This window comes from Marinobacterium iners, from assembly GCF_017310015.1.
GTDB lineage: Bacteria > Pseudomonadota > Gammaproteobacteria > Pseudomonadales > Balneatricaceae > Marinobacterium > Marinobacterium iners.
Map to the genome: position 1 here is coordinate 1,470,878 of NZ_CP022297.1, position 20,234 is coordinate 1,491,111.

Consider the following 20,234-nt stretch of genomic DNA (forward strand, 5'->3'; position numbering starts at 1 on the left):
TCAGTTCCCGTTCGTGTCAGTCAGGTTGTTGGGGTTAGACGGTGAGGCTGCAGCGGCAGGAAACCGGCACGGCGCCTCGGCCGTGACCAGATGGAGATCCGCAAACAGGGCGCCGGTTTGAACGCCGCTGTTGTCACTGTCAGAAGCCACGGCCAGTTGCAGCGTACGGGCCGAATCGGTGCCAAACAGTTGCTGCAGGTCCGTCAGCAGGTTGCGGCGTTCTTCCACCCAGCGGCCGGTATCGTCCCTGCCGCTGCGCAGGACCAGCATCCGGGCGCGGTCGGTATAGGCGTTGTCTGCCGTGGTGCCGATGGGATGACGGTTGTCCCAGATATAGTTGATGGCGGCATCGGGCAGGTCATCGCCGTGCAGCGTGCGGGCCAGGCCCAGCTTCATGCGTGTGCCGAGGCTCATGGCACTGTCGGGCAGGTCAAAGGTGACGTAGACACGGGCGGCATAGTCATCGCCCGCCTTGGTGGTCATGTCAGCCTGCTCGATGGGGCTGTCGACCCACCAGCGCCAGCAGAGCACCGGCGTCTGATCCAGATCCACATGCAACGGGCGCGCCAGCAGCGCCATGGCGGCCTCGGCACGGGCTTCAACAGCGGCCACCCCCTGATGTTGGCGCAGGCCATATTGGGTCGCCGGGATGTTGTCCTCGAAACGTACCAGCTGCCAGGGGGCCTGCGGCAGGCTGCTGTAGCGGCTGAAATCACCCAGCATGACGACTTCAGCCCCCGACAGGGCCGGGGTGCACAGCGATGCGCTTAAAACAGTGGCGCGCAGTAAGCGGCTTCTCATATCGAATGTCCTGACAGGGATGGATAGTGCTCAAGTCGCGCCAGATCGTCGGGCTCATCCAGATCCCAGAGCGGCTCACTTTCATGCCAGCGCCAACCCAGTTGTCTGAGGCGGTCACGGGTCAGCGTTGTTACCTGATCCGTACTCCATGGCATATCGCTGAACAGGGATGCATCAAATCGGCGCAGCCCCAGCAGGGAGTAGCCGCCATCCAGCACGGGGCAGAGGCAAGCATCCTGTTTCATCAGCGTGGTAGCCATGGCCTGCAGCTTTGGTGCTTCCAGCTGCGGGCAGTCGGTGCCGATCAGCATCACCGGCAGTCCTGATGCCAGCCCCCGTCGAGCCGCTGTGGCCATGCGCTGGCCCAGATCCCCGTCGGACTGTTCGGTCAGTTCGAGCCGGTCATTGTCATGCCAGTGGTGCCAGTAGTCGGCACGTCGGTCCGGGGTCACACACAGCTCCACCGGACCCAGATCGGCCGCCAGCGCCTGTGTAACCACGTGGTGCAACAGCCGGTCGGCCAGTTCGGCGGCCCCCTGTGCCCCCAGTGCCGGAATCAGCCGGGTCTTGGCAAGGCCTGGCCGGGGTTCCTTGGCGATGATGATGATGCGTACTGCGTTCATCGATAGCGCTCCGCCAGTTGTTGTGCCGGGGTTCCACGCCAGTAGGCCCAGCGCAGTTGCCACATCAGCAGGATGGTGCGCCAGCTGCCACGGCTGTCCCAGCGCCGGCCGGAGGTGGTGACGGTTTGGCGCAAACAGATGGGGGCGACGACCGACTTCAGGCGTTTACTGATCTCGATATCTTCCATCAGCGGCTGCTCGGGGAAGCCGCCGACCCGTTCGAACAGCTCACGGCTCATGAACAGCGCCTGATCGCCGGTTGCGATGCCGCTCAGGCGGGAGCGCAGGTTCATCAGGCGGGCGATCAGCGGCAACATGCGTGAACGTCCTTCAATTTGCACATCGAAGCGACCCCAGACATGAGGGTGATTGGCAAGCGCAGCCAGTACCGCTTGATCCGCCCCGTCCGGCAGGCGTGTATCGGCATGCAGGAACAGCAGGTTGTCCGCTTTGCAGGCGCGCGCGCCGCTGTTCATTTGAGTGGCGCGACCACGCGCGGCATCCAGTACCCTGAAGCCCTGTGCTCGAGCGGTTTCGGGCGTCTGGTCATGACTGCCGCCATCGACCAGCAGCACCTCGGCACCGCGCTGCTGCCAGTGACGCAGATGCTGCAAGAGCCGGGGCAGTGCCTCGATCTCGTTCAAGACCGGCACCACGATCGCAAGATCGGTCTGGGTGGTCATCTCAGCCTCTCCTCCAGGCATGGTAGCGCTGCAGCCATTTCATGGCGGCTTCGGGGGCATGTGCCTTTTTCCATTCGCCGGCGGCATACTTGTTGGCTTCGGCCCAGGTGGGGTAGGTATGAATGGTGCCCAGTACCTTGTTCAGCCCCAGTCCGTGCTTCATCGCCAGCACAAACTCGGCCAGCAGTTCACCAGCATGACTGCCCGCGATATAGACGCCGAGAATGCGATCCTTGCCCGGTGCCGTGAGCACCTTGACGAAGCCAGTGCGTTCGCTCTCGGTAATGGCGCGATCCAGATCATCCAGATCATAACGGGTCACCTCATACGCGACGCCCTGATCAATGGCCTCCTGCTCGCTCAGGCCCACCCGTGCCACTTCAGGGTCGGTGAAGGTGGTCCAGGGAATCACGCGGTAGTCGGCACGAAAGCGCTTGAACTGCCCGAACAGGGCATTGACGGCGGCGTACCACGCCTGATGTGCCGCCGTATGGGTGAACTGATAGGGTCCGGCCACATCACCCACGGCATAGATATTGGGGTAGAGGGTTTCCAGATAGTCGTTGGTGACGACTGTGCGCCGGGTTTCGATCCCCAGTGTCTCCAGTCCATAACCGGTGAGGCGTGGCTGTCGGCCTACGGCGATCAGCAACTGATCGAATTCCAGTGCTGTTTCCTGTTCCTGATGCTCGCAGATCAGGAACTTGCGCCCTTCGCGCAACTCGGTGCGCAGGGCGGCGTGTCCGGTCAGCACCTTTACGCCGTCGGCCTGCATGGAGGCCTGCACCAGCTGGGCCACTTCCTCATCCTCACGCGGCAGCAGGCGTGTGCCGCGCTGCACCTGTGTCACGTTCGAGCCCAGGCGCGCAAAGCTTTGTGCCAGCTCACAGCCGATGGGGCCGCCACCCAACACGATCAGTCGCTTCGGTGGGATATCCAGTTCTGCAAACCTGTCCCACAGGGTATCGCTGGTGACATAGCCGGTCTCGTCCAGTCCCGGCAGTGGCGGCACGACCGGGCTGGCGCCGGTGGCGAGAATGATGCTGCGGGCAGTCAGACGCTGGCGGCTCCCATCGTGCAGGCGGATCTCCACCGTCCAGGGATCAATCAGGCTGGCATGCCCCTGAAGGACTTCGACACCCAGCCCGGTATAGCGCTCAACGCTGTCATGGGGCTCTACCTGACGGATCACCTCATGGATACGTGCCATGACGGTACGGAAGGAAAAACTCGGGTTGGTCGCTTCAAGACCATAGCGCTCGGCGTGCTTCATCTGATGGGCTACACGGGCGCTCTTGATCAGCGCCTTGCTGGGGACGCAGCCGTAGTTGAGGCAGTCGCCGCCCATTTTGTGGGCTTCGATCAGGGTCACTTTGGCGTTCACGGCGGCCGCGATGTAGGACGACACTAACCCCCCGGCGCCCGCGCCGATCACGATCAGGTTACGGTCAAAGCGCGCCGGTTTTTTCCAGCGGGCATAAACCCGGCGGCGCTGAATCAATCCAGTCACCTTCTTCGCCAGCAGCGGGAACAGGCCCAGCAGCGCGAAGGAGATTAGCAGATCAGGCGAGAGAATGCCGGACAGGCTTTCAAGCTGGGCAATCTGGGTGCCGGCATTCACGTAGACCAGCGTGCCGGCCAGCATGCCGATCTGGCTGACCCAGTAGAAGGTCCAGGCCTTGATCGGCGTGAGGCCCATCAGCAGGTTGATCAGGAAAAAGGGAAATGCCGGTACCAGCCTCAGGGTGAACAGGTAGAACGCCCCGTCTCGCTCAATACCGCGATTGATGGCTGCCAGTCGTGAACCGAAACGCTGCTGTACCGAATCACGCAGCAGATAGCGCGACACCAGAAACGCCAGTGTGGCGCCGATGGTGGATGCAAACGACACTAGTACTGTGCCCTGCAGCAAACCGAACAGGGCACCTGCGGCAACAGTCATCACAGCCGCACCGGGCAGCGACAATGCTGTAACCACCACATACAGGGTAAAAAAGGCACCAGCCGTAATCAGTGGAAACTGACTGCGCCACTGCTCGAACTGACCCAGGCCCGACTTAAGCCCTTCCAGTGTCAGCCAGTGGTGCAGATCCAGCATAAAGAAAGCACCGGCAACGGCTGCAAGGATGGCCAGTATCAGCAGTTTTTTCATCCCTTGTCTCCAATGGCGCCACCACAGCTGCTGCCCTGACCGGCGGTACAGCCATAGCAGTGGTCGCCGGTGCAGATCGTGCTGCCGGCCAGATCGGCGTTGAGCAAATCCTCAAGGTGGCGTTGCGTGCCCGGTACAGGCATTTCCAGCTGCTGGTTGAAGTCGCAGTCATACAACCGGCCCTGCCAGTCAACGCTGAGGGTGCTGCGGCACATCAGATTGTCCAGATTGGTCTGGCTGAAATTGTCCTTCAGCAGTTGCATGTAGGGCTCAAACTGACCTTTGGACAGCAGCATGGAGCCGAACCGCTTGATCGGCATGTTGGTGATGGTGAACAGCTGATTGAAGACAATACCGAAGTGTTCGGCCAGCTCACGCGTGTAATCGGCTTCCAGTGCCTGCTGTGGCGGTGGCAGAGAAGGCCCCTGCGGGTTGTAGACCAGGTTGAGCACCAAACCGGAACCGGGCTGGCCATAACCAAGTGCGTTCAGTTTCTGCAGCCCTGCAATGCTCAGGTCAAACACTCCCTTGCCGCGCTGTTTGTCCACGTTTTCAACCGAGTAGCAGGGCAGGGAGGCCACGATCTCCACCTGCTGTTCGGCGAGAAACTCGGCCAGGCCGGTCTGATCTTTTTCAAACAGAATGGTCAGGTTGCAGCGGTCGATCACCTTCACGCCCAGCGCACGCGCAGCGCGTACCAGTTCGCGAAAGCGCGGGTGCATTTCCGGTGCGCCGCCGGTCAGATCCAGAGTGTCGATTTTGCGTGTTTTCAGTACCTGAGGGATCAGGTCAATCAACGCATCGCTCATCATCTCGGTACGATTGGGGCCGGCATTGACGTGGCAATGCACACAGGTCTGGTTACAGCGATAGCCCAAATTGACCTGCAGGGTCTGTGTTCTGTCGCGGCGTATCGTGGGAAAGTCGGTCACTTCCAGCAGTTCTATGGTCGACAGCATGTGTCAGCCCCCTTGAAAAGGTGTGTTTTGATATTAGTCGCGGCTCGGGCTGGAATATTACAGCTCGTCATCACAGTTTTTTTCAGTGGAGCTGCCCTTTGCGTACAGCCGAGTGATGTCGCGCAGTTCATGCATCTGTTGTCCAAAATTGCGGCAACCGGAACACATCATCAGGTGGACTTTCAGCTCGGCACGTTCTGCAAGGGTCAGCTCTCGATCCAGCGCCTGTGACAGCAGTGCAGTGGCCTGTCTGCAGTTCATCATGGTGTGTCTCCTTTCTGAAACCAGCCGTTATCGAGACATTGACGCAGCTTCATGCGCGCCCGATAGAGCGTTACGTTCAGGTTGTTTTCGCTGATTGACTCGGTGTGACAGATTTCGGTCGTGGACAGTTCAAGAAATTCGCGCATCATGAAAAAACGGGCATAGTGCTCGGGCAAGGCGTTCAGGCAGATGTCGAATACCCGCCAGAAGTGGCTTCTCTCAATGTCCAGGTCAGGCTGCTGCCATTTAACCGGCCGCTGGGTGCGATGCCAGTGCCCGCGACCGTTGAACAGGCTATCCATCCAGCCCTCATCGTTTGTATCGGTATCCCTGTCCTGACTGACATAACGCTGTTGCTGCCGCAGCAGATCAACAACTTTGTGCTTGAGAACGGCAAACACCCAGGTTTTGAGGGCGGCCTGACGCTTGAAGGCCGAACCGTTCTTGAGTGCGCCGAGCATGGCTTCCTGCACCGCATCCTCAGCCAATACCGCGTCCTTCAATTGCAGAGTGGCAAATTTCAGCATCTGAAGGCGCAACTCTGCGAGGAATTCGGGATCCTGCAGCCCCTGCGGGGCATTTTCGTCTGACATGGCGATACCGGTTCAGTGAAGCAACGTACGATTAGGGTCTTTAGTCGTGCAGTAGTTGAAAAACTTACACATTATTTGAGATTAGCATGGCTGGTGATGCGGTTACCCGTGACAATCCTCCCTATTGCTATATGAAACTTTACATATATGTTTTTTCATATATTCTGCCTTTTAAATGAAGACGGGGTAGATATGAAAACACGTGTCCTTTTCCTTTGTTCGGCCAACTCCGCCCGCTCACAGATGGCTGAAGTGCTGCTGCGTCATTTCGGCGGTGATCGATTTGACGTATTCAGTGCCGGCACAGAGCCCTCAACGGTCGATCCCCGTACCCTGGAGGCGCTGAAGGGCTTCGGACTGGAGGCTCAGGGGCTTGTCTCAAAGTCGGTTGAGCGCCTTGGAGATCAGCATTTCGATTATGTGATCAGCCTGTGCGACAAGGCGCATCGTGAGTGTCGATACTGGCCCGGCGGTGGTGTGGTGATGGCCTGGGAGTTCCCGGATCCCAAGGCGAGCAATGATCCGAAAGCGTTTGAACGTACCCTGCAGGAGATCAGCGAGCGAATCCGTCTGTTCATGCTGGTGAACAGCAAGGACGTGAACTCGCAGGTGAAGGTGTTGCAGCCGCTGGAGTTCTACAAGTCACTGGCGGATGAAACGCGCCTGCTCAGCTTGCTGTTGATTGAGCAGGAGGGTGAGCTGTGTGTGTGTGAGCTGATGGCCGCACTGGACCTGCCGCAGCCGAAAATTTCACGCCATCTTGGCCAGCTGCGCAAGGCGGGGCTGCTGCTGGACCGTCGCCAGGGACAGTGGGTGTTTTACCGGCTCCATCCCCTGTTGCATGACTGGATGCGGGACGTACTGCGCCAGACACGTGAGCACGGCACTCGTATGCTGCAGCAGCCACTGGCGCGTCTGGAGGCGATGGGAGATCGCCCAAGCAAGGGTGGCAATGTCTGCGGTACGGCGTTGGCCGGTTAATACATCTGAATACAGAGGTACCTGTCGTGTACAAGCAACTGTTAGGGCTCTATGACAGTAACCGGCGTGAAGGCAATCTGCTGTTTCTCATGCTGGCGGCCTTTCTCGCCATCTATTTTGTACCGGCGGGTACGGCGCGCTTTGACAATGCCGTACTTGAAGCGGTGCGCCTGACCAACTGGTATGCGCGTGAACATGTCATCCTCTGTCTGCTGCCCGCGTTTTTGATCGCAGGCGCCATGGCGGTCTATATCAGTCAGGGTGCCGTGATGCGTTACCTTGGGCCTGATGCATCCAAGCCGGTCGCGTTCAGCGTGGCCTCCGTTTCGGGCACCTTGCTGGCGGTGTGCTCCTGTACGGTACTGCCGCTGTTCGGCGGCATCTACAAGCGGGGCGCGGGTCTTGGGGCCGCGATCGCCTTTCTCTATTCCGGCCCGGCAATCAATGTGATGGCGGTGGTGGTGACGGCCAAGGTACTCGGTGCCGAGATCGGTATCGCCCGTGCTGTGGGTGCCATTCTGTTTGCGCTGGTGATCGGCACCATCATGCATCTGATTTACCGCAGGGAGGAAGCAGAGCGCTCAGTGAAGAGCAGCCGAGGTTTTGAGGGTGAGTCGGGCGATCGCCCCATGGGAGTTGTGGTTGGTTTCTTTGCCCTGATGGTCGGGATTCTGGTATTTGCCAACTGGGCGGCGGCCGACAGTGAGACATGGATGGTGATTTATGAATGGAAGTGGCCGATCACCGCCGTGCTGGCATCACTGCTGGCTGCGCTGCTGGTCTGGCGTTGGCACTGGCCGGCTCATCAGTTGTTGCTGCTGGGCACCGTGGTACTGGTGGCGGCCTGGCTTGTGCCTGCGGCCCCCGAACTGCCGTTTGCCATCGGCATTGCCGGCTTGATGATCATTGCGAGCCTGCGCGAGCAGGATCGGGAGTGGGCCGTGCAAAGCTGGGACTTTGCCAAACAGATCCTGCCATTGCTGCTGGCCGGGGTATTTGTCGCCGGCTTTGCGCTGGGGCGGCCGGGCAGTGAAGGCATCATCCCGTCACAATGGGTGGCGGCTGCAGTGGGTGACAACAGCTTGATGTCTACCATTCTCGCCTCTTTCCTTGGTGCCCTGATGTACTTCTCGACACTGACTGAAGTGCCGATCGTCGAAGCACTGATGGGAGCCGGAATGGGCAAGGGGCCCGCGCTGGCCCTGCTGCTGGCGGGCCCGGCACTGTCACTGCCCAACATGCTGGTGATCCGCACCATTCTGGGCACCGAGAAAACACTGGTCTACTGTGCACTGGTTGTCGTGATGGCCACCATCACCGGTTATGTATACGGCAACCTCTGGCATGCCTGAACAGGTCAGGCTGATCTGAAACGTTGAATATGAGGAAGACAGGATGAAATTCACCATTTACGGCAGTGGTTGTGCCAAATGCAAACAGCTGACTGAAAACGCTGAGCAGGCCGCTAACGCCAAGGGAATCCACTTCGAGATCGAAAAGGTCACCGATACCAATGCCATTATCGATGCGGGTGTCATGCGCACACCGGCGCTGGCGATTGATGATGAGATTATGGTCGAAGGCAAAGTGGCCAGTCCGGACGAGATTCAGAAATTGCTGGGGTAAGCAAAAACGAAATGGGTATTTTTGAACGTTATATGACCCTGTGGGTTGCACTGTGCATTCTCGCCGGCGTGGTGCTGGGCAACCTGGTTCCGGGCCTCTTTGGTGCGGTGGCAGAGCTGGAGTTTGCCCACGTCAATCTGGTAGTGGCGGTGTTCATCTGGGTGATGATCTACCCGATGATGGTGCAGATCGACTTCAGCTCGATCAAGGATGTGGGCAAGAAACCAAAGGGGTTGGTGCTGACACTGATCATCAACTGGCTGATCAAGCCCTTTACCATGGCCGCGCTGGGCTGGCTGTTTTTCCGTGTGATTTTTGCCGACTGGGTCGATCCGCAAACGGCGGGCGAGTATATCGCCGGCATGATTCTGCTTGGCGTGGCACCCTGTACCGCGATGGTGTTCGTCTGGAGCCAGCTGACCAAGGGTGATCCCAACTACACGCTGGTGCAGGTATCGGTGAACGATATCATCATGATCTTCGCCTTTGCGCCGATCGCTGCCTTTCTGCTGGGTGTCAGCGATATCCATGTACCCTGGGAAACCCTGCTGCTGTCGGTGGTGCTCTATGTGGTGTTGCCGCTGGTGGCGGGGGTATTGACCCGTCACTGGCTGGAGCGCAAGGGCGACGGCGCCCGTCTGGACAGCTTGCTGCATGTACTCAAGCCCTGGTCGATTCTGGGCCTGCTGGCTACGGTGGTGCTGCTGTTCGGTTTTCAGGCGGAAACCATCATCGCCCAGCCACTCAGTATCGGCATGATCGCCATTCCGCTGCTGATCCAGACCTATGGCATCTTCATCATCGCTTATGCCGCTGCCTACTGGCTGCGACTGCCGCATAACGTGGCAGCTCCGGCCTGCATGATCGGTACTTCCAACTTCTTCGAACTGGCCGTGGCTGTAGCGATCTCCCTGTTTGGCCTGCACTCGGGCGCAGCTTTGGCCACCGTGGTGGGCGTGCTGGTGGAAGTGCCGGTGATGCTGTCACTGGTGGCAATTGTCAATCGCACTCGGCACTGGTTCACCGGAATGTAACACAGGGATGCTAGTGTCCATTTTATTTTTCACCTGTTTGTTTTTTTAACCGATTTTCAGTGAGGGAGTTACACCATGACCATGAAGGTGGGGATCAACGGCTTCGGGCGCATGGGACGCCTGACCATGCGAGTGTTGTTTGAGCACAGCGACATCGAAATCGTACAGATCAACGATCCGGCCGGTGATGCCGCCACATTGGCACACCTGATGAACTTCGATTCTGTGCACGGTCGCTGGCAGCATGAGGCGCTGGCCGAAGGCGAAAGTATGTTGATCGGCTCTCAGCGTATCGCGATCAGCCGCAACAAGAGCATCGAAGAGACCGATTGGTCCGGCTGCGATCTGGTAATCGAAGCCTCTGGCAAGATGAAGAAGAAAGAGGTGCTGCAGGCCTATCTGGATCAGGGCGTGAAGCGGGTGGTGGTCACCGCGCCGGTGAAGCAGGAAGGCGTGCTGGATCTGGTGATGGGGGTGAACGATCATCTGTTTGATCCGGCGCAGCACCGCATCGTCACGGCCGCGTCCTGCACCACCAACTGTCTGGCACCGGTGGTGAAGGTGATTCATGAGCAGCTGGGCATCAAGCACGGTTCCATGACCACCATCCATGACATCACCAATACCCAGACCATTCTCGACGCGCCGCACAAGGATCTGCGTCGTGCCCGCGCCTGCGGCATGAGCCTGATTCCGACCACCACCGGCTCAGCCACCGCAATCACCCATATCTTCCCGGAGCTGAAGGGCAAGCTGAACGGTCACGCCATCCGTGTGCCGCTGGCCAACGCTTCGATCACCGACTGCGTGTTTGAAGTCGCCCGCGAGACAACCGTGGAAGAGGTCAACGCGATGCTGAAGGCCGCTGCCGAAGGCGAGCTGAAAGGGATTCTCGGATACGAGGAGCGCCCGCTGGTGTCGATCGATTACAAGACCGATCCACGCTCCGGTATCATCGATGCGCTCTCGACCATGGTGGTGAACGGCACTCACGTGAAGCTCTATGTCTGGTACGACAACGAGTGGGGCTACGCCAACCGCACCGCCGAACTGGCGTTGAAGGTAGGGCGTGCGTAAATGCTGAGCCGGCTTTCCCCCGCCATCCGCCAGTATCTGGTGGTCACCGGCAACTACTGGGCCTTTACCCTGACCGACGGCGCCCTGCGCATGCTGGTGGTGCTGCACTTTCACGGTCTGGGCTATTCTCCGCTGGAGATCGCACTGCTGTTTCTGTTCTACGAAATCTTCGGCGTGATCACCAATCTGGTGGGGGGCTGGCTCGGAGCCCACCTGGGTCTCAACCGCACCATGAATATCGGTCTGGCGCTGCAGGTGATCGCCCTGACAATGTTGCTGGTGCCGGCCGCCTGGCTGACAGTGCCCTGGGTGATGGCGGCGCAGGCGCTGTCCGGCATCGCCAAGGATCTGAACAAGATGAGCGCCAAAAGCTCGATCAAGCTGCTGGTACCGGCGGATGCGCAGGGCACACTCTACAAATGGGTGGCGCTGCTGACCGGCTCGAAGAATGCGCTCAAGGGGGTGGGCTTTTTCCTTGGCGGTGCGTTGCTGATGTGGCTCGGCTTTGCCGGGGCTGTGGCCGCAATGGCTGCAGCGCTTACGCTTGTATGGCTGTCGAGTCTGGTGCTGCTGAAGCAGGACCTGGGCAAGGCGAAACACAAGCCGAAGTTTCGCGACATCTTTTCCAAAAGCTGCGCCATCAACATACTGTCGGCGGCACGGATGTTCCTGTTTGGGGCGCGTGATGTCTGGTTTGTGGTGGCCCTGCCAGTGTTTCTGTCGCAGACACTGGGCTGGAATCACAGCCAGACCGGTGGCTTTCTGGCGCTCTGGGTGATCGGTTACGGCATGGTGCAGGCGCTTGCTCCCCGGCTGACCGGCAAGGCGGCCGGGAAGGTGCCTGACGGCGCTGCGGCGGTTGTCTGGGTCGCACTGCTGGCGCTTTTGCCGGCCCTGATAGCGTTGGGACTCCTGTACGAACTGAATCCTGCTGCCGTGCTGATCGGCGGCCTGTTGCTGTTCGGTGCAGTCTTTGCCGTCAATTCGTCGCTGCACAGTTATCTGATTGTGAGTTACGCAGGCAGTGACGGCGTATCGCTGGACGTGGGTTTTTACTACATGGCTAATGCCATGGGGCGTCTGATCGGTACGCTGCTGTCCGGCTGGGTATTCCAGTTGGCAGGTATGGGTAGCAGCGGTTTGCAGGCTTGCCTCTGGATTTCGACCGCCATGCTGGTCACGACGCTATTGATCTCCCTTGGCTTGCCACGGTTAAAAGGGCCTGACCTCGCACGCCGTTGAGCGTTATCAAGTACTGATTGAGCGCTGCAGCCGGTGAGTTAATAGACCCGTCGGTGGTGCTGTCATCAAACAGTCATCCCTCAGACATATCCTGCCGAGCGTAGTATGCATTTGGAGTCATTATGCTTGGCACAGTCCGTTTTCGTATTCTGTTTTTTGCCTTCCTCTGCGTGCTGGCGCTGGCCGGTCTGGCTACGCTGGCCTGGAGTATCATTATCAAGGCTGAAGAAGCCTCCAATAACCTGATCCACACCAGCTTGGAGGAAACCTGGCTGCTGGTGGATCTTGAGCAGGATCACCGCAAGCTGCAGGACCTGTCCTATAAAACCAAGGCCCAGCTGTTGCTGTGGGATGAAATTGAACCGACTCATGCTGATTTGAAGCAGGCGCTGCCCAGTCATTGGCAGCGAATTGAAAACAATGTGGGCCTGAGCGCTTGGGCCGAAGCGCATCAGGCGGAGTTTGACCGTGTGATGGCGTATCTGGATGCCATGGCCAAGGGCATCGTGTAGCGCGGCGCGAAAATTGGAACTAGTTTGCGCGAAAATTGGCACTGGCTCGTTATTCTAAAATACGGAATCTAGTTTCATTTACCAGCACATCAAGCGCGAATTCCACGTCCCGTAGATGGCTCGACCGGCAGTGGTCTTTCTGCCAAAAGAATATCCGGTTGATCGTGAGGTAGGCCAAGCGCCAGCCCGGTTGGTCTCGGTTGAGATAGCAGCGGGCGCTGACCGTCTGATCGTGGTGTCCGAACAACAGCCACAGATTCACCGTCTGGCTGGCCCAGGCGGCGACACGCAGCAGTTGCTGCCTCAGGCATCCCATTCCAGCGCCTCGATCTCAGCGTAGGTCGTGATCGCCCCGGACTGGATCTGCTGGGCGTAGGCCCCCTCCTGCGCGATCAGATTCATGCGCCGCAAGCCGATCTGGCGCAGAGCGGAATGCACGTCAGTCACGGGGACGTTGGGATGGTACGCCCCATCGCTGTCCTTCCAACTGGCGAATTCAGCCAGCTCGAACTCAGCTGCCGCCTGCAACGCCTCGTTCAGCGCCTGGCGGTTGCTCGCGGCCCCGGAGTGCCGGATGCCGTTGATTGTGACGCCCTGATCCTCGGCGGCCTTGCGAGCCTCCTCCAGCGTGTATAGAAGCTGCTCAGTCGTGGGGACATGCACAACAGGCTCAGGCTCAACCACTTCCCACGGCCCATCAGGCCAATTCTCAGGATGTTCTCGCGGAATGGATGCGCCTAAATAATCGCGGCACTGGTTGTAGGTGCCAGTGAATTTGCCGTTTGTGAATTTCATGAGAAGTGCTCCGATATTTCGGCGGGAGTAAGCAATCGGTTGTATTCTGCATACTCCCAGAATTTACCGTCAAACCTGAAGTTGTAATGGTTGTTGTAGTTGCTACCTAGTCGTCTACCAGCTTCATCACCTTTATAATCAATTATGCCAATACCACTAGCAGAGTCAGCCAAGGAGCCGTTAACATACAGCTCCCCGACTCCTCCAGTATACTGTGCCACGATCTTGTATTGTGCGCTTGCTATAGCCGGAGCTTGTAATATTGTAAATGCACCATCATACAAATAAAATTTGATGGTATTAGATTGGAATATCAGGGTTACAGCACCGTAACCACTGATCATGTGTACCACACCACTCTCATATGGCGCGGTGCGAATTGAGTCTGGTGTCACGTCAACAAAAAAAGAAAAGCTTTGAGGCTGTGCTGGCAGTGTTGGTACATCGACACGATCAGAACCGTCGAAATCCAAGTACCCTGGTCCATCTGTAGCGCCGTATATAGTTCCATCATTACTCCCGGTCTCGTCAATAAGCGTACCGCCGCTGATATTGTCCATCGTGTAATGTGCGAGCAGTCCGTCTGTCGGTATCCCACCCCCACCATTCTTCCGCGCCCCACTAGCCGCCCTCAATCTATGATGAAGCATTATCGACCTCCGCAATCAAAACCAACAACCTCAACACCGTCATGCACAAACTCTAAATAGTGAATCGCCGATAATGTCGGCACGTTTCCGTCAGACCACGCGCCTAACCCTGTATAACTGAGCGTGTATGTCGCACCACCCGTGACGCGATACATGACAGACTGACCAGCCGCGAGATCAGACAGATCTAACGTGGTGTTCGCACCAAGATTAAGCCGCTGTATACCGCCTGTTGAGCGATCGAGTGTCGCACCTGATGTGGCGTTTACGGTTTCGGCGTAATCCTTAATAAGACTGCCGGTTTCCAGCACGACTACCTCTTCAGGTGCGGCCCACGCAGATCCGCTGAATCGAAGTCGATGGCCGGTGTTCAGAACCTGAGCAACCCAGCCAGCACTCGCCGTGAAGAACTCCCAAGTATCCACGTTGTATCGTGCGATCTTGCCGTCTTGCCCAGCCCACGCTCCTGTAGCGCCCGCGGGCACGATGTACCTGTCCCCCGAAGTTGGAGATGCGGGCACACTAGAAGTCGCAGATAACACCGTCAGTTGAATCAGGGCGTCAAGTTTTTTCAGGTTGGCATCCATCCCGGTGTTCCAGCCGGATTCACCGAGAGTCCAGCCATAGTTGAGCCCGAGGTTCGGGCCTTGAATCGCAGGCATATCCTATTCTCCTCAAGTCGCTGTAATCTGGATCTCGACACTCAGGGACTCGACAGCCCCCTTGAACGCAGAGACCCGGTAGTAGTAGACCTCCCCAACCACCGCCGTGGTGTCTACATAGCCGGTTTCATCCGGCCCTAACTCCGCGAGCGGTGCCGGCAGCGCGTCGTCTTGGATCGGAGATGCTGACCGATAAACTCGATGTCCGTCCTCGCTGGCGTTGAGATCAGTCCACACCAGTTCAACCGCCATACGCACCTCCGTAATTTGTGCCGTAGCCGACAGTGATGTTTGCCGCAGTCAAGTCCGCCGGGGCTTTGAGCAGCGCCACGGTCGCGGTGAACGGCTGCAGGCAGTCGAGGCCGTCACGTGCCGAGTAGACACGAACCTCCAGGAACTCGGTATCCGCATCAGGAACGTCAATCGAGAAGTCCAAAGTCTCAGTCGATGCCGGCCCAACCAACCTGTCAATGAACTTGGCTTGCAGGACGGCCTTGGAGGCATCCAGCAGATCAACTTCAACTCGGTACGACACTCCAGCCTCAGGGCCGTAGTGTCCGGCGTCAAACCAGCTCACCGGGAGGTTAGACTGCAAGCCTCGGTCGCGGTGGCTCCACGTCAGAACGATCTTGCTCGGCATGAGCGGATCGCCTGAGAACACATAGGTATCATTCAGCTTCACGTTCGCAGGCGGATACGGCAGATTCACCCGGTTGGTGATCTCAATGTCGTGGTATGTGTACGGGCCTGTGAAGTCGCTCTGCCCGGTGCTTGGGCGCCCGTACACTTCGGCCACCTCTCCTGTTACAAACTCACGGCTGGAGTAGCTGTAGTCTTTATGGAACAGGAATATCGGCGTAGTGGCTGTGATCAGACGGGGAATCGTATCGGCAACACCGCGATGCAGGGATATTGAAGTATCGCCAGGCGTCAGGTCGGCGGCCAGTGCCGCGATCTCACGACTGCCGTCCGCGCCGGTTCCGATCAAGACAAATTCCCCAGCAGGCACCACTGTCAGTCCGGCGTAAGCGGCGATAGAAACGGTGGATGCGTCCGGATCAGCACCGGCGGCTGTTACAGCCGCGAAGCCGAAATCCCCCTCAACCGCACTGGTCGTTTCCGTAGGTAGCGTAGTGCCATCCGGGTACACGAACAGATCGTAGTTCAGGTGGTTGGTGTTCTCAGGCTCTGCACCTATGAAACCGACGTAGCCGATGTCGGCGGCCACGTCCCCGATATAGCTGTCGCCCACCCGACGTACCAAGTGAACGTAAGGAACCTCAAACGCGGTCTGGTACGGGAAATTGGCCGCACTGCCGACAATCGGTGCCCATCCTGAAGCTGTGGGGGTCGTGAATGCGGAAAACTCGGACCCGAACACGTCCTCCCCGAACTCGATGGTGATCTCACCGTTGAGGGCGCCGCTGTCTGATCGCTTCGCCACGCGGCAGACCATCGCGTCGATACCGTTGTCGGGGTCGTTCAGAACGAACACATCCCCCGGCTTGAGGTTGGCGACGGTCCTATTGGTTACCACCGTACCGCGTGCAAACGGGCGGCTGGTCGCCATGAGGTCCCGTGTAGCGACCATGCCGGCGACCATGTCATTCGTGATGCCGGGATATTCATAGGTCTGGTTGATGACCGTTCCAACCATCGTGATTGCCGCCGTGTCCTGCACGGTAATCGCCGCGTCGTTGTCCGTTTCGCGGTTCCAATATTTGACCGTGACCTGATTGGTCAGCTCGGACAGCGCCGGCACCTCGAACTTGGTGACCTCCGAGTTGGAGTGGTCCAACACCGGTAAGCTCGGGATGTCGTAATCCCCACGGATCAATTTCAGCTCCTGAAGACCCGTTTCAGGGTCTTCATATCGCACCGCGTCGATATGGCGAAGCACCTCACCGATCAAGTCCTCGATCGGCGCCTCATCGGTCCACAGGAAGGACAAACCAAGGCCTTCAGCGTGTAGCTGGTCCGCAGCTGTAGCGAAGGAAGGGCCGATTTCAGACTCCGGCAAGCCTCGGCCCCAGATGCTGTCTGTCAGGCATTCGCGGATGATGTGAGCCGGGTTCATGTCTCCCTGGGAGCCGCTATTTGTCGCCCAGATTTCAAGATTCCGCCACGTTGTGCTGCCACCGGGAAACAAGTTCTCTTGGGTGAATCCTATCGCGCTTACGGCGCTGGAAGTCTGAAACGGTACAGATTCGTTTCGGTCAACCTCCACTCCTTCTCGGCGAAGGATAACCGTTTGGTCAAGCCCATCGGGATTAACAAATGCTTCTATTTCGTACCACACGCCTATATCCGGAGGTCCGTCCAGGAGCATTACGCCGAGTTGATTCTGGGCTCCGTTTATCTGAACCCTTTTCTGAGGGTCAACCGACGGCTGTCGAGAAGACTGCATGCCGATGGGCCCTGAGGAAAAACCACCCGCGTCATCTTGCCCGAGAAAGTTGACTCGGAACTGTATCTTAAAGCCCAGATAGGACTGGAATGGACCGATTGATTTAACAATGCCTGACGTTGCTCCACTATCAGGCGTATTGGTGAGATGGCCGTCTTGAATCACGAAGGAGGACATAGAGCCATAGGAGACGTCGAACCCGTCCAGACTGGTCAGCGGATCGACGTAAGCTGGCGCTGCCTGAGAGAAACTATAAGACCCCACTTCCGCCTTCTCCGGATACCACTGCTCAGATCCATCCCCCCGAACATGAATGCGCTGCGCGGTAAACTTCCAGGGCTTCAAATACGGGTTCACGCCCAAGTAACATTGACGCAGCACCACGGATGTGACGCCGCGATAGGCGCTCATCACGGCGGAGCCGATCTTGGCCAGCAAGTAATCGTTTTTGGCCTGATCCGGGTGGCCGGATAGGACATCAATGTCGCCCTGGATGCCGCCCTCTCGCTTATCCCCGCCGAACAGTTTTGGCTTGTCGATGGTCACGCGAGCAGATGCCGCCGTATTGGCTGTTGCTTCTCCTATCCACGCCTCTTTACCGCCCACGTCGATTTTCACGATCTTGTCGATCGGTCCGTGGCACAGGACCATGTGAGCCCCGAGGTAGTATTTATAGCCAACCGTTACGCTGCTGCTGCCGCCCACTGCTTAATGCTCCTGTTCCGCGGCCGCTATGGCCTTGTCCGCCAAAGGGCATTTCAATTCGCGCAGCTCGGACACGGGCACACCCTCACGGAAGCGCCGCATATCAAAGCTGTTACGATCGCACCAGTTGCGCACGCCGGCCGCACACCAGCCCATTCGGCGTAAGGTCTGAAAGGTCACAACAGGCTCGGCCGTCATTTACCTGCGTCCTCTTTAATGGCCTCGGTCCTCAGGTCGCCGTACCAGGTCACCGACGCGGAGGTGATCGTGCGAGTACCGAACAGCACCGGGATGCTGGCCCCTTCCTGTACTGTCGGCACGTTCGAGAACTCATCCGGTTTAACGCCCGGCTGCTGAGGTTTAGGCGTCAGGATGTACGCGACAACTTGCAGAGCAACAGCAACGAGGAATGGAACCCAGAAACCCATAAATACCTCACACAATCGAGTTGATGTTGTTGCCGTCGAAGGGGCCATCTACGGGGATAAAATCAAAGCCACCGTAGTTATCCACGTTGTTGAACTTCGCCGCGCATGTCGTGGCGGATCGATCACAGCCGGGGTACAAGGTGACTAAATCGCCCACCTGCAAGCCCATGATCGGTCGGTTAATTGATACAGAGTTACCGGCGTGTCCGACAACGAGCCTCATTGCTCCCTGGAACTCCAAAATACCGGCGGTGTAGTACCCGTCAGGCTGGCCAGAGGCGGCAGGGATGCTCAGGTTTAGTTTGTTGACGATGTTGTCAATCGCGCCACTCAACGCGTAATCCTGCCGCACCAGGTTGCACCCAGGGCCGTAATGGACATGCCGGCAATGACGGGTATACCTGGCCCGAACCCCTGTGCGCTTCAACGACGTAGAGATCCTCTCGCAGGCCACTACCGCTGCCGGATACTCCCACGCCATATTGATCACACGCCCAGACCACAGCGTCAGCACCTGCTGATCAGGATCATCCAGCTGTACAGCCTTGAGCTTTATGGTGACCGTTTTTTCAGGGGGCTGGATCTGATACAGCTCGGCCAGTGGATTGATGCGTGGCATGCTCAAACGCAGAGCATTGCCATCATCCGGGTTACCGTCATCGGTAATGCGGCCACGTTCAAGTGCAATCGAGGTGTAGGTAACAGCCCCGATGGTGATGTCATGATCGGCGCTGGTGAAACACAAAATATCTGATGCACCGTCACCATAACGAAACTCATACAGCTCGGCGGGCCGGCTCGCATAGCCGGTTTGCGAATACTCAAATTGACTCATGCAACGTCCTCCACTATCTGAACTGCGATCGCACACTTCGCCACCTCGTCAGTGATCCACTCAACTTCCAGCCGATCGCTGGCCAGGCGGCAGACCGTGACCAAAGAGGCTTGCACGCACTCCCATGGCGCGTAGGCTTCGCCCCAGCTCTCGGTTGTTGTGATCACGGTGACACCATCATTGAGGTTGGCTGTTAGTGCGGTGATCTCGAAAAATGCCAGGCTTCGGTCACGCTTGCGGACCATCAGGTGGGTGTGTACAGGGTCACTCGACAAATACATTCCCAACTCGGTACCAGGCACCTCAAAGATCGCACCAGGCGTAACAGGCGTCTGCAGGTGCAGGTCAAACCAAGTTGGCATCAGGAACGGCCGTTGCCGACCACGGCAGCGATCGAAAAACGCCAGCCACCAGTCGACTTCGTCGCGGCTTTCAGTGAGCACCTCGCCCTTTCGAGTGCGTATGGCCACATCCCCATCGGTTTCATAGGCAGACGGACCCAACTCAGCATCCACCATCACAGGTGCCCAGTTGTAGCCGATCTCGGGAGTACTCCCCCAATTGACAGGGCGAATCAACACCTCCAGATCACTTATAACCAGGTCAGCCGTCAGCGAGGACGTACCCGGTGCGCGGCTATCGACGAGACAACTGAAATCAAGGCCCGCACGCAGCAGGCCAGATGTGAGTCTACGACCCGTGAAGCGGGATCGAAGCTGTGCCAGCTCGGCAGGGTATACGGATGTGAACGCGGGCCAATTTGACTCCAGTGTATCGACCAGCGTGACAGACAATCGGTCGGCAGCAACGGTTTCGATCTGTTGCGCTTCTGGCTCCTCGCCGTTCCTGTGGAGTACCAGATAATCACCGGATCGCCTCTCATAGGACACCGGCTGTGTAAGCTGGAGTGTGTTGCCACCAGCCGAAACGGCTACAGCCAAACGATGTGACCGCTGCCACATTGGCAATAACAATACATGCGGCTGCAAAGCGGTCATCAGGTAATCGAAATTGGCCGCATCGCGCCCCTCAAGCAACACCTCAAATGAAACATTCTTTCGCGGTTTGGAACGTAACGCACGGCGCTGCTCGGTACCGTCACGACTGCGCATGACATCGGTTTTATAATCACGTCCTTCAATAAGAGGGCTGGTCCAATTGGCCGGGTACGGGAAAATGGCGGCGACATTGTTGGGCAGTGGCAT

Annotated in this window: 24 protein-coding genes; 8 read left to right on the forward strand and 16 right to left on the reverse strand. The window is 58.1% G+C overall.

Annotated features, from left to right (window positions below; translation table 11 throughout):
* Genes CFI10_RS06995 through CFI10_RS07025 form a run of 7 tightly spaced genes read right to left on the reverse strand, consistent with a single transcriptional unit; the run spans position 1 to position 6,075 of the window.
* Positions 1-801, reverse strand: coding sequence for a DUF3047 domain-containing protein (locus CFI10_RS06995; RefSeq protein WP_206840860.1), 801 nt, complete (start codon positions 799-801; stop codon positions 1-3).
* Complete coding sequence (locus CFI10_RS07000) at positions 798-1,424, reverse strand: TIGR04282 family arsenosugar biosynthesis glycosyltransferase (protein ID WP_206840862.1); 627 nt, start codon at positions 1,422-1,424, stop codon at positions 798-800. The genes CFI10_RS06995 and CFI10_RS07000 overlap by 4 nt, the downstream gene beginning before the upstream one ends.
* Positions 1,421-2,107 carry a TIGR04283 family arsenosugar biosynthesis glycosyltransferase gene (locus CFI10_RS07005; protein WP_206840864.1) on the reverse strand — a complete coding sequence of 229 codons (687 nt, stop codon included), beginning with the start codon at positions 2,105-2,107 and terminating at the stop codon, positions 1,421-1,423. The genes CFI10_RS07000 and CFI10_RS07005 overlap by 4 nt, the downstream gene beginning before the upstream one ends.
* A gap of 1 nt (position 2,108) precedes the next feature.
* Positions 2,109-4,259, reverse strand: coding sequence for an FAD-dependent oxidoreductase (locus CFI10_RS07010; protein WP_206840866.1), 2,151 nt, complete (start codon positions 4,257-4,259; stop codon positions 2,109-2,111).
* A complete protein-coding gene (arsS, locus tag CFI10_RS07015; protein WP_206840868.1) occupies positions 4,256-5,218 on the reverse strand; it encodes an arsenosugar biosynthesis radical SAM (seleno)protein ArsS in 963 nt (320 codons plus the stop codon). The genes CFI10_RS07010 and arsS overlap by 4 nt, the downstream gene beginning before the upstream one ends.
* 57 nt (positions 5,219-5,275) lie before the next feature.
* Positions 5,276-5,482, reverse strand: coding sequence for a zf-HC2 domain-containing protein (locus CFI10_RS07020; protein ID WP_175527667.1), 207 nt, complete (start codon positions 5,480-5,482; stop codon positions 5,276-5,278).
* Positions 5,479-6,075 (reverse strand): sigma-70 family RNA polymerase sigma factor, encoded by a 597-nt coding sequence (locus tag CFI10_RS07025; RefSeq protein WP_091827109.1) that lies wholly within the window; start codon positions 6,073-6,075, stop codon positions 5,479-5,481. Before CFI10_RS07025 ends, CFI10_RS07020 begins: the two co-directional genes overlap by 4 nt.
* Positions 6,076-6,267: 192 nt before the next feature.
* On the opposite strand from CFI10_RS07025, the gene CFI10_RS19395 reads away from it, so the two are divergent.
* The 8 genes from CFI10_RS19395 to CFI10_RS07065 all read left to right on the forward strand — a co-directional run bounded on the left by CFI10_RS19395 (position 6,268) and on the right by CFI10_RS07065 (position 12,887).
* Entirely contained in the window at positions 6,268-7,056 is a 789-nt protein-coding gene (locus CFI10_RS19395; protein ID WP_206840869.1) for a metalloregulator ArsR/SmtB family transcription factor, read from the forward strand.
* 26 nt (positions 7,057-7,082) lie between these two features.
* Entirely contained in the window at positions 7,083-8,408 is a 1,326-nt protein-coding gene (locus CFI10_RS07035) for a permease (protein WP_242530150.1), read from the forward strand.
* 43 nt (positions 8,409-8,451) lie between these two features.
* On the forward strand, positions 8,452-8,682 hold the full coding sequence (locus tag CFI10_RS07040) for a thioredoxin family protein (protein ID WP_206840870.1): 231 nt from the start codon (positions 8,452-8,454) through the stop codon (positions 8,680-8,682).
* A gap of 11 nt (positions 8,683-8,693) precedes the next feature.
* Entirely contained in the window at positions 8,694-9,716 is a 1,023-nt protein-coding gene (arsB, locus tag CFI10_RS07045; RefSeq protein WP_206840871.1) for an ACR3 family arsenite efflux transporter, read from the forward strand.
* 75 nt (positions 9,717-9,791) lie between these two features.
* Positions 9,792-10,793 carry an ArsJ-associated glyceraldehyde-3-phosphate dehydrogenase gene (locus tag CFI10_RS07050; protein ID WP_206840873.1) on the forward strand — a complete coding sequence of 334 codons (1,002 nt, stop codon included), beginning with the start codon at positions 9,792-9,794 and terminating at the stop codon, positions 10,791-10,793.
* The gene (arsJ, locus tag CFI10_RS07055; RefSeq protein WP_206840875.1) at positions 10,794-12,035 is read left to right on the forward strand and encodes an organoarsenical effux MFS transporter ArsJ; all 1,242 of its coding nucleotides are present in this window, start codon (positions 10,794-10,796) and stop codon (positions 12,033-12,035) included.
* Positions 12,036-12,157: 122 nt separating this feature from the next.
* Positions 12,158-12,547: a hypothetical protein gene (locus tag CFI10_RS07060; RefSeq protein ID WP_206840877.1), complete on the forward strand. Its 390-nt coding sequence runs from the start codon at positions 12,158-12,160 to the stop codon at positions 12,545-12,547.
* Between the two features lie 115 nt (positions 12,548-12,662).
* Positions 12,663-12,887 (forward strand): hypothetical protein, encoded by a 225-nt coding sequence (locus CFI10_RS07065; protein ID WP_206840879.1) that lies wholly within the window; start codon positions 12,663-12,665, stop codon positions 12,885-12,887.
* Here the strand turns inward: CFI10_RS07065 and CFI10_RS07070 are convergent.
* From CFI10_RS07070 to CFI10_RS07110, 9 genes are all read right to left on the reverse strand, one after another.
* Positions 12,851-13,342, reverse strand: a complete 492-nt coding sequence (locus CFI10_RS07070) for a DUF4376 domain-containing protein (RefSeq protein WP_206840882.1) — start codon at positions 13,340-13,342, stop codon at positions 12,851-12,853. The two genes, CFI10_RS07065 and CFI10_RS07070, sit on opposite strands and share 37 nt — an antisense overlap.
* On the reverse strand, positions 13,339-13,902 hold the full coding sequence (locus CFI10_RS07075) for a LamG-like jellyroll fold domain-containing protein (protein WP_206840885.1): 564 nt from the start codon (positions 13,900-13,902) through the stop codon (positions 13,339-13,341). Before CFI10_RS07075 ends, CFI10_RS07070 begins: the two co-directional genes overlap by 4 nt.
* Positions 13,903-13,991: 89 nt before the next feature.
* Complete coding sequence (locus tag CFI10_RS07080) at positions 13,992-14,654, reverse strand: DUF2793 domain-containing protein (protein WP_206840886.1); 663 nt, start codon at positions 14,652-14,654, stop codon at positions 13,992-13,994.
* Positions 14,655-14,666: 12 nt separating this feature from the next.
* Complete coding sequence (locus CFI10_RS07085) at positions 14,667-14,906, reverse strand: hypothetical protein (protein WP_206840889.1); 240 nt, start codon at positions 14,904-14,906, stop codon at positions 14,667-14,669.
* The gene (locus CFI10_RS07090) at positions 14,896-17,766 is read right to left on the reverse strand and encodes a phage tail protein (protein WP_206840890.1); all 2,871 of its coding nucleotides are present in this window, start codon (positions 17,764-17,766) and stop codon (positions 14,896-14,898) included. The genes CFI10_RS07085 and CFI10_RS07090 overlap by 11 nt, the downstream gene beginning before the upstream one ends.
* A 3-nt stretch (positions 17,767-17,769) precedes the next feature.
* Complete coding sequence (locus tag CFI10_RS07095; RefSeq protein WP_206840892.1) at positions 17,770-17,964, reverse strand: hypothetical protein; 195 nt, start codon at positions 17,962-17,964, stop codon at positions 17,770-17,772.
* Positions 17,961-18,194: a hypothetical protein gene (locus CFI10_RS07100; RefSeq protein ID WP_206840895.1), complete on the reverse strand. Its 234-nt coding sequence runs from the start codon at positions 18,192-18,194 to the stop codon at positions 17,961-17,963. Before CFI10_RS07100 ends, CFI10_RS07095 begins: the two co-directional genes overlap by 4 nt.
* Before the next feature lie 7 nt (positions 18,195-18,201).
* Entirely contained in the window at positions 18,202-19,029 is an 828-nt protein-coding gene (locus CFI10_RS07105; protein WP_206840896.1) for a phage BR0599 family protein, read from the reverse strand.
* Positions 19,026-20,234: a hypothetical protein gene (locus tag CFI10_RS07110; protein WP_206840898.1), complete on the reverse strand. Its 1,209-nt coding sequence runs from the start codon at positions 20,232-20,234 to the stop codon at positions 19,026-19,028. The genes CFI10_RS07105 and CFI10_RS07110 overlap by 4 nt, the downstream gene beginning before the upstream one ends.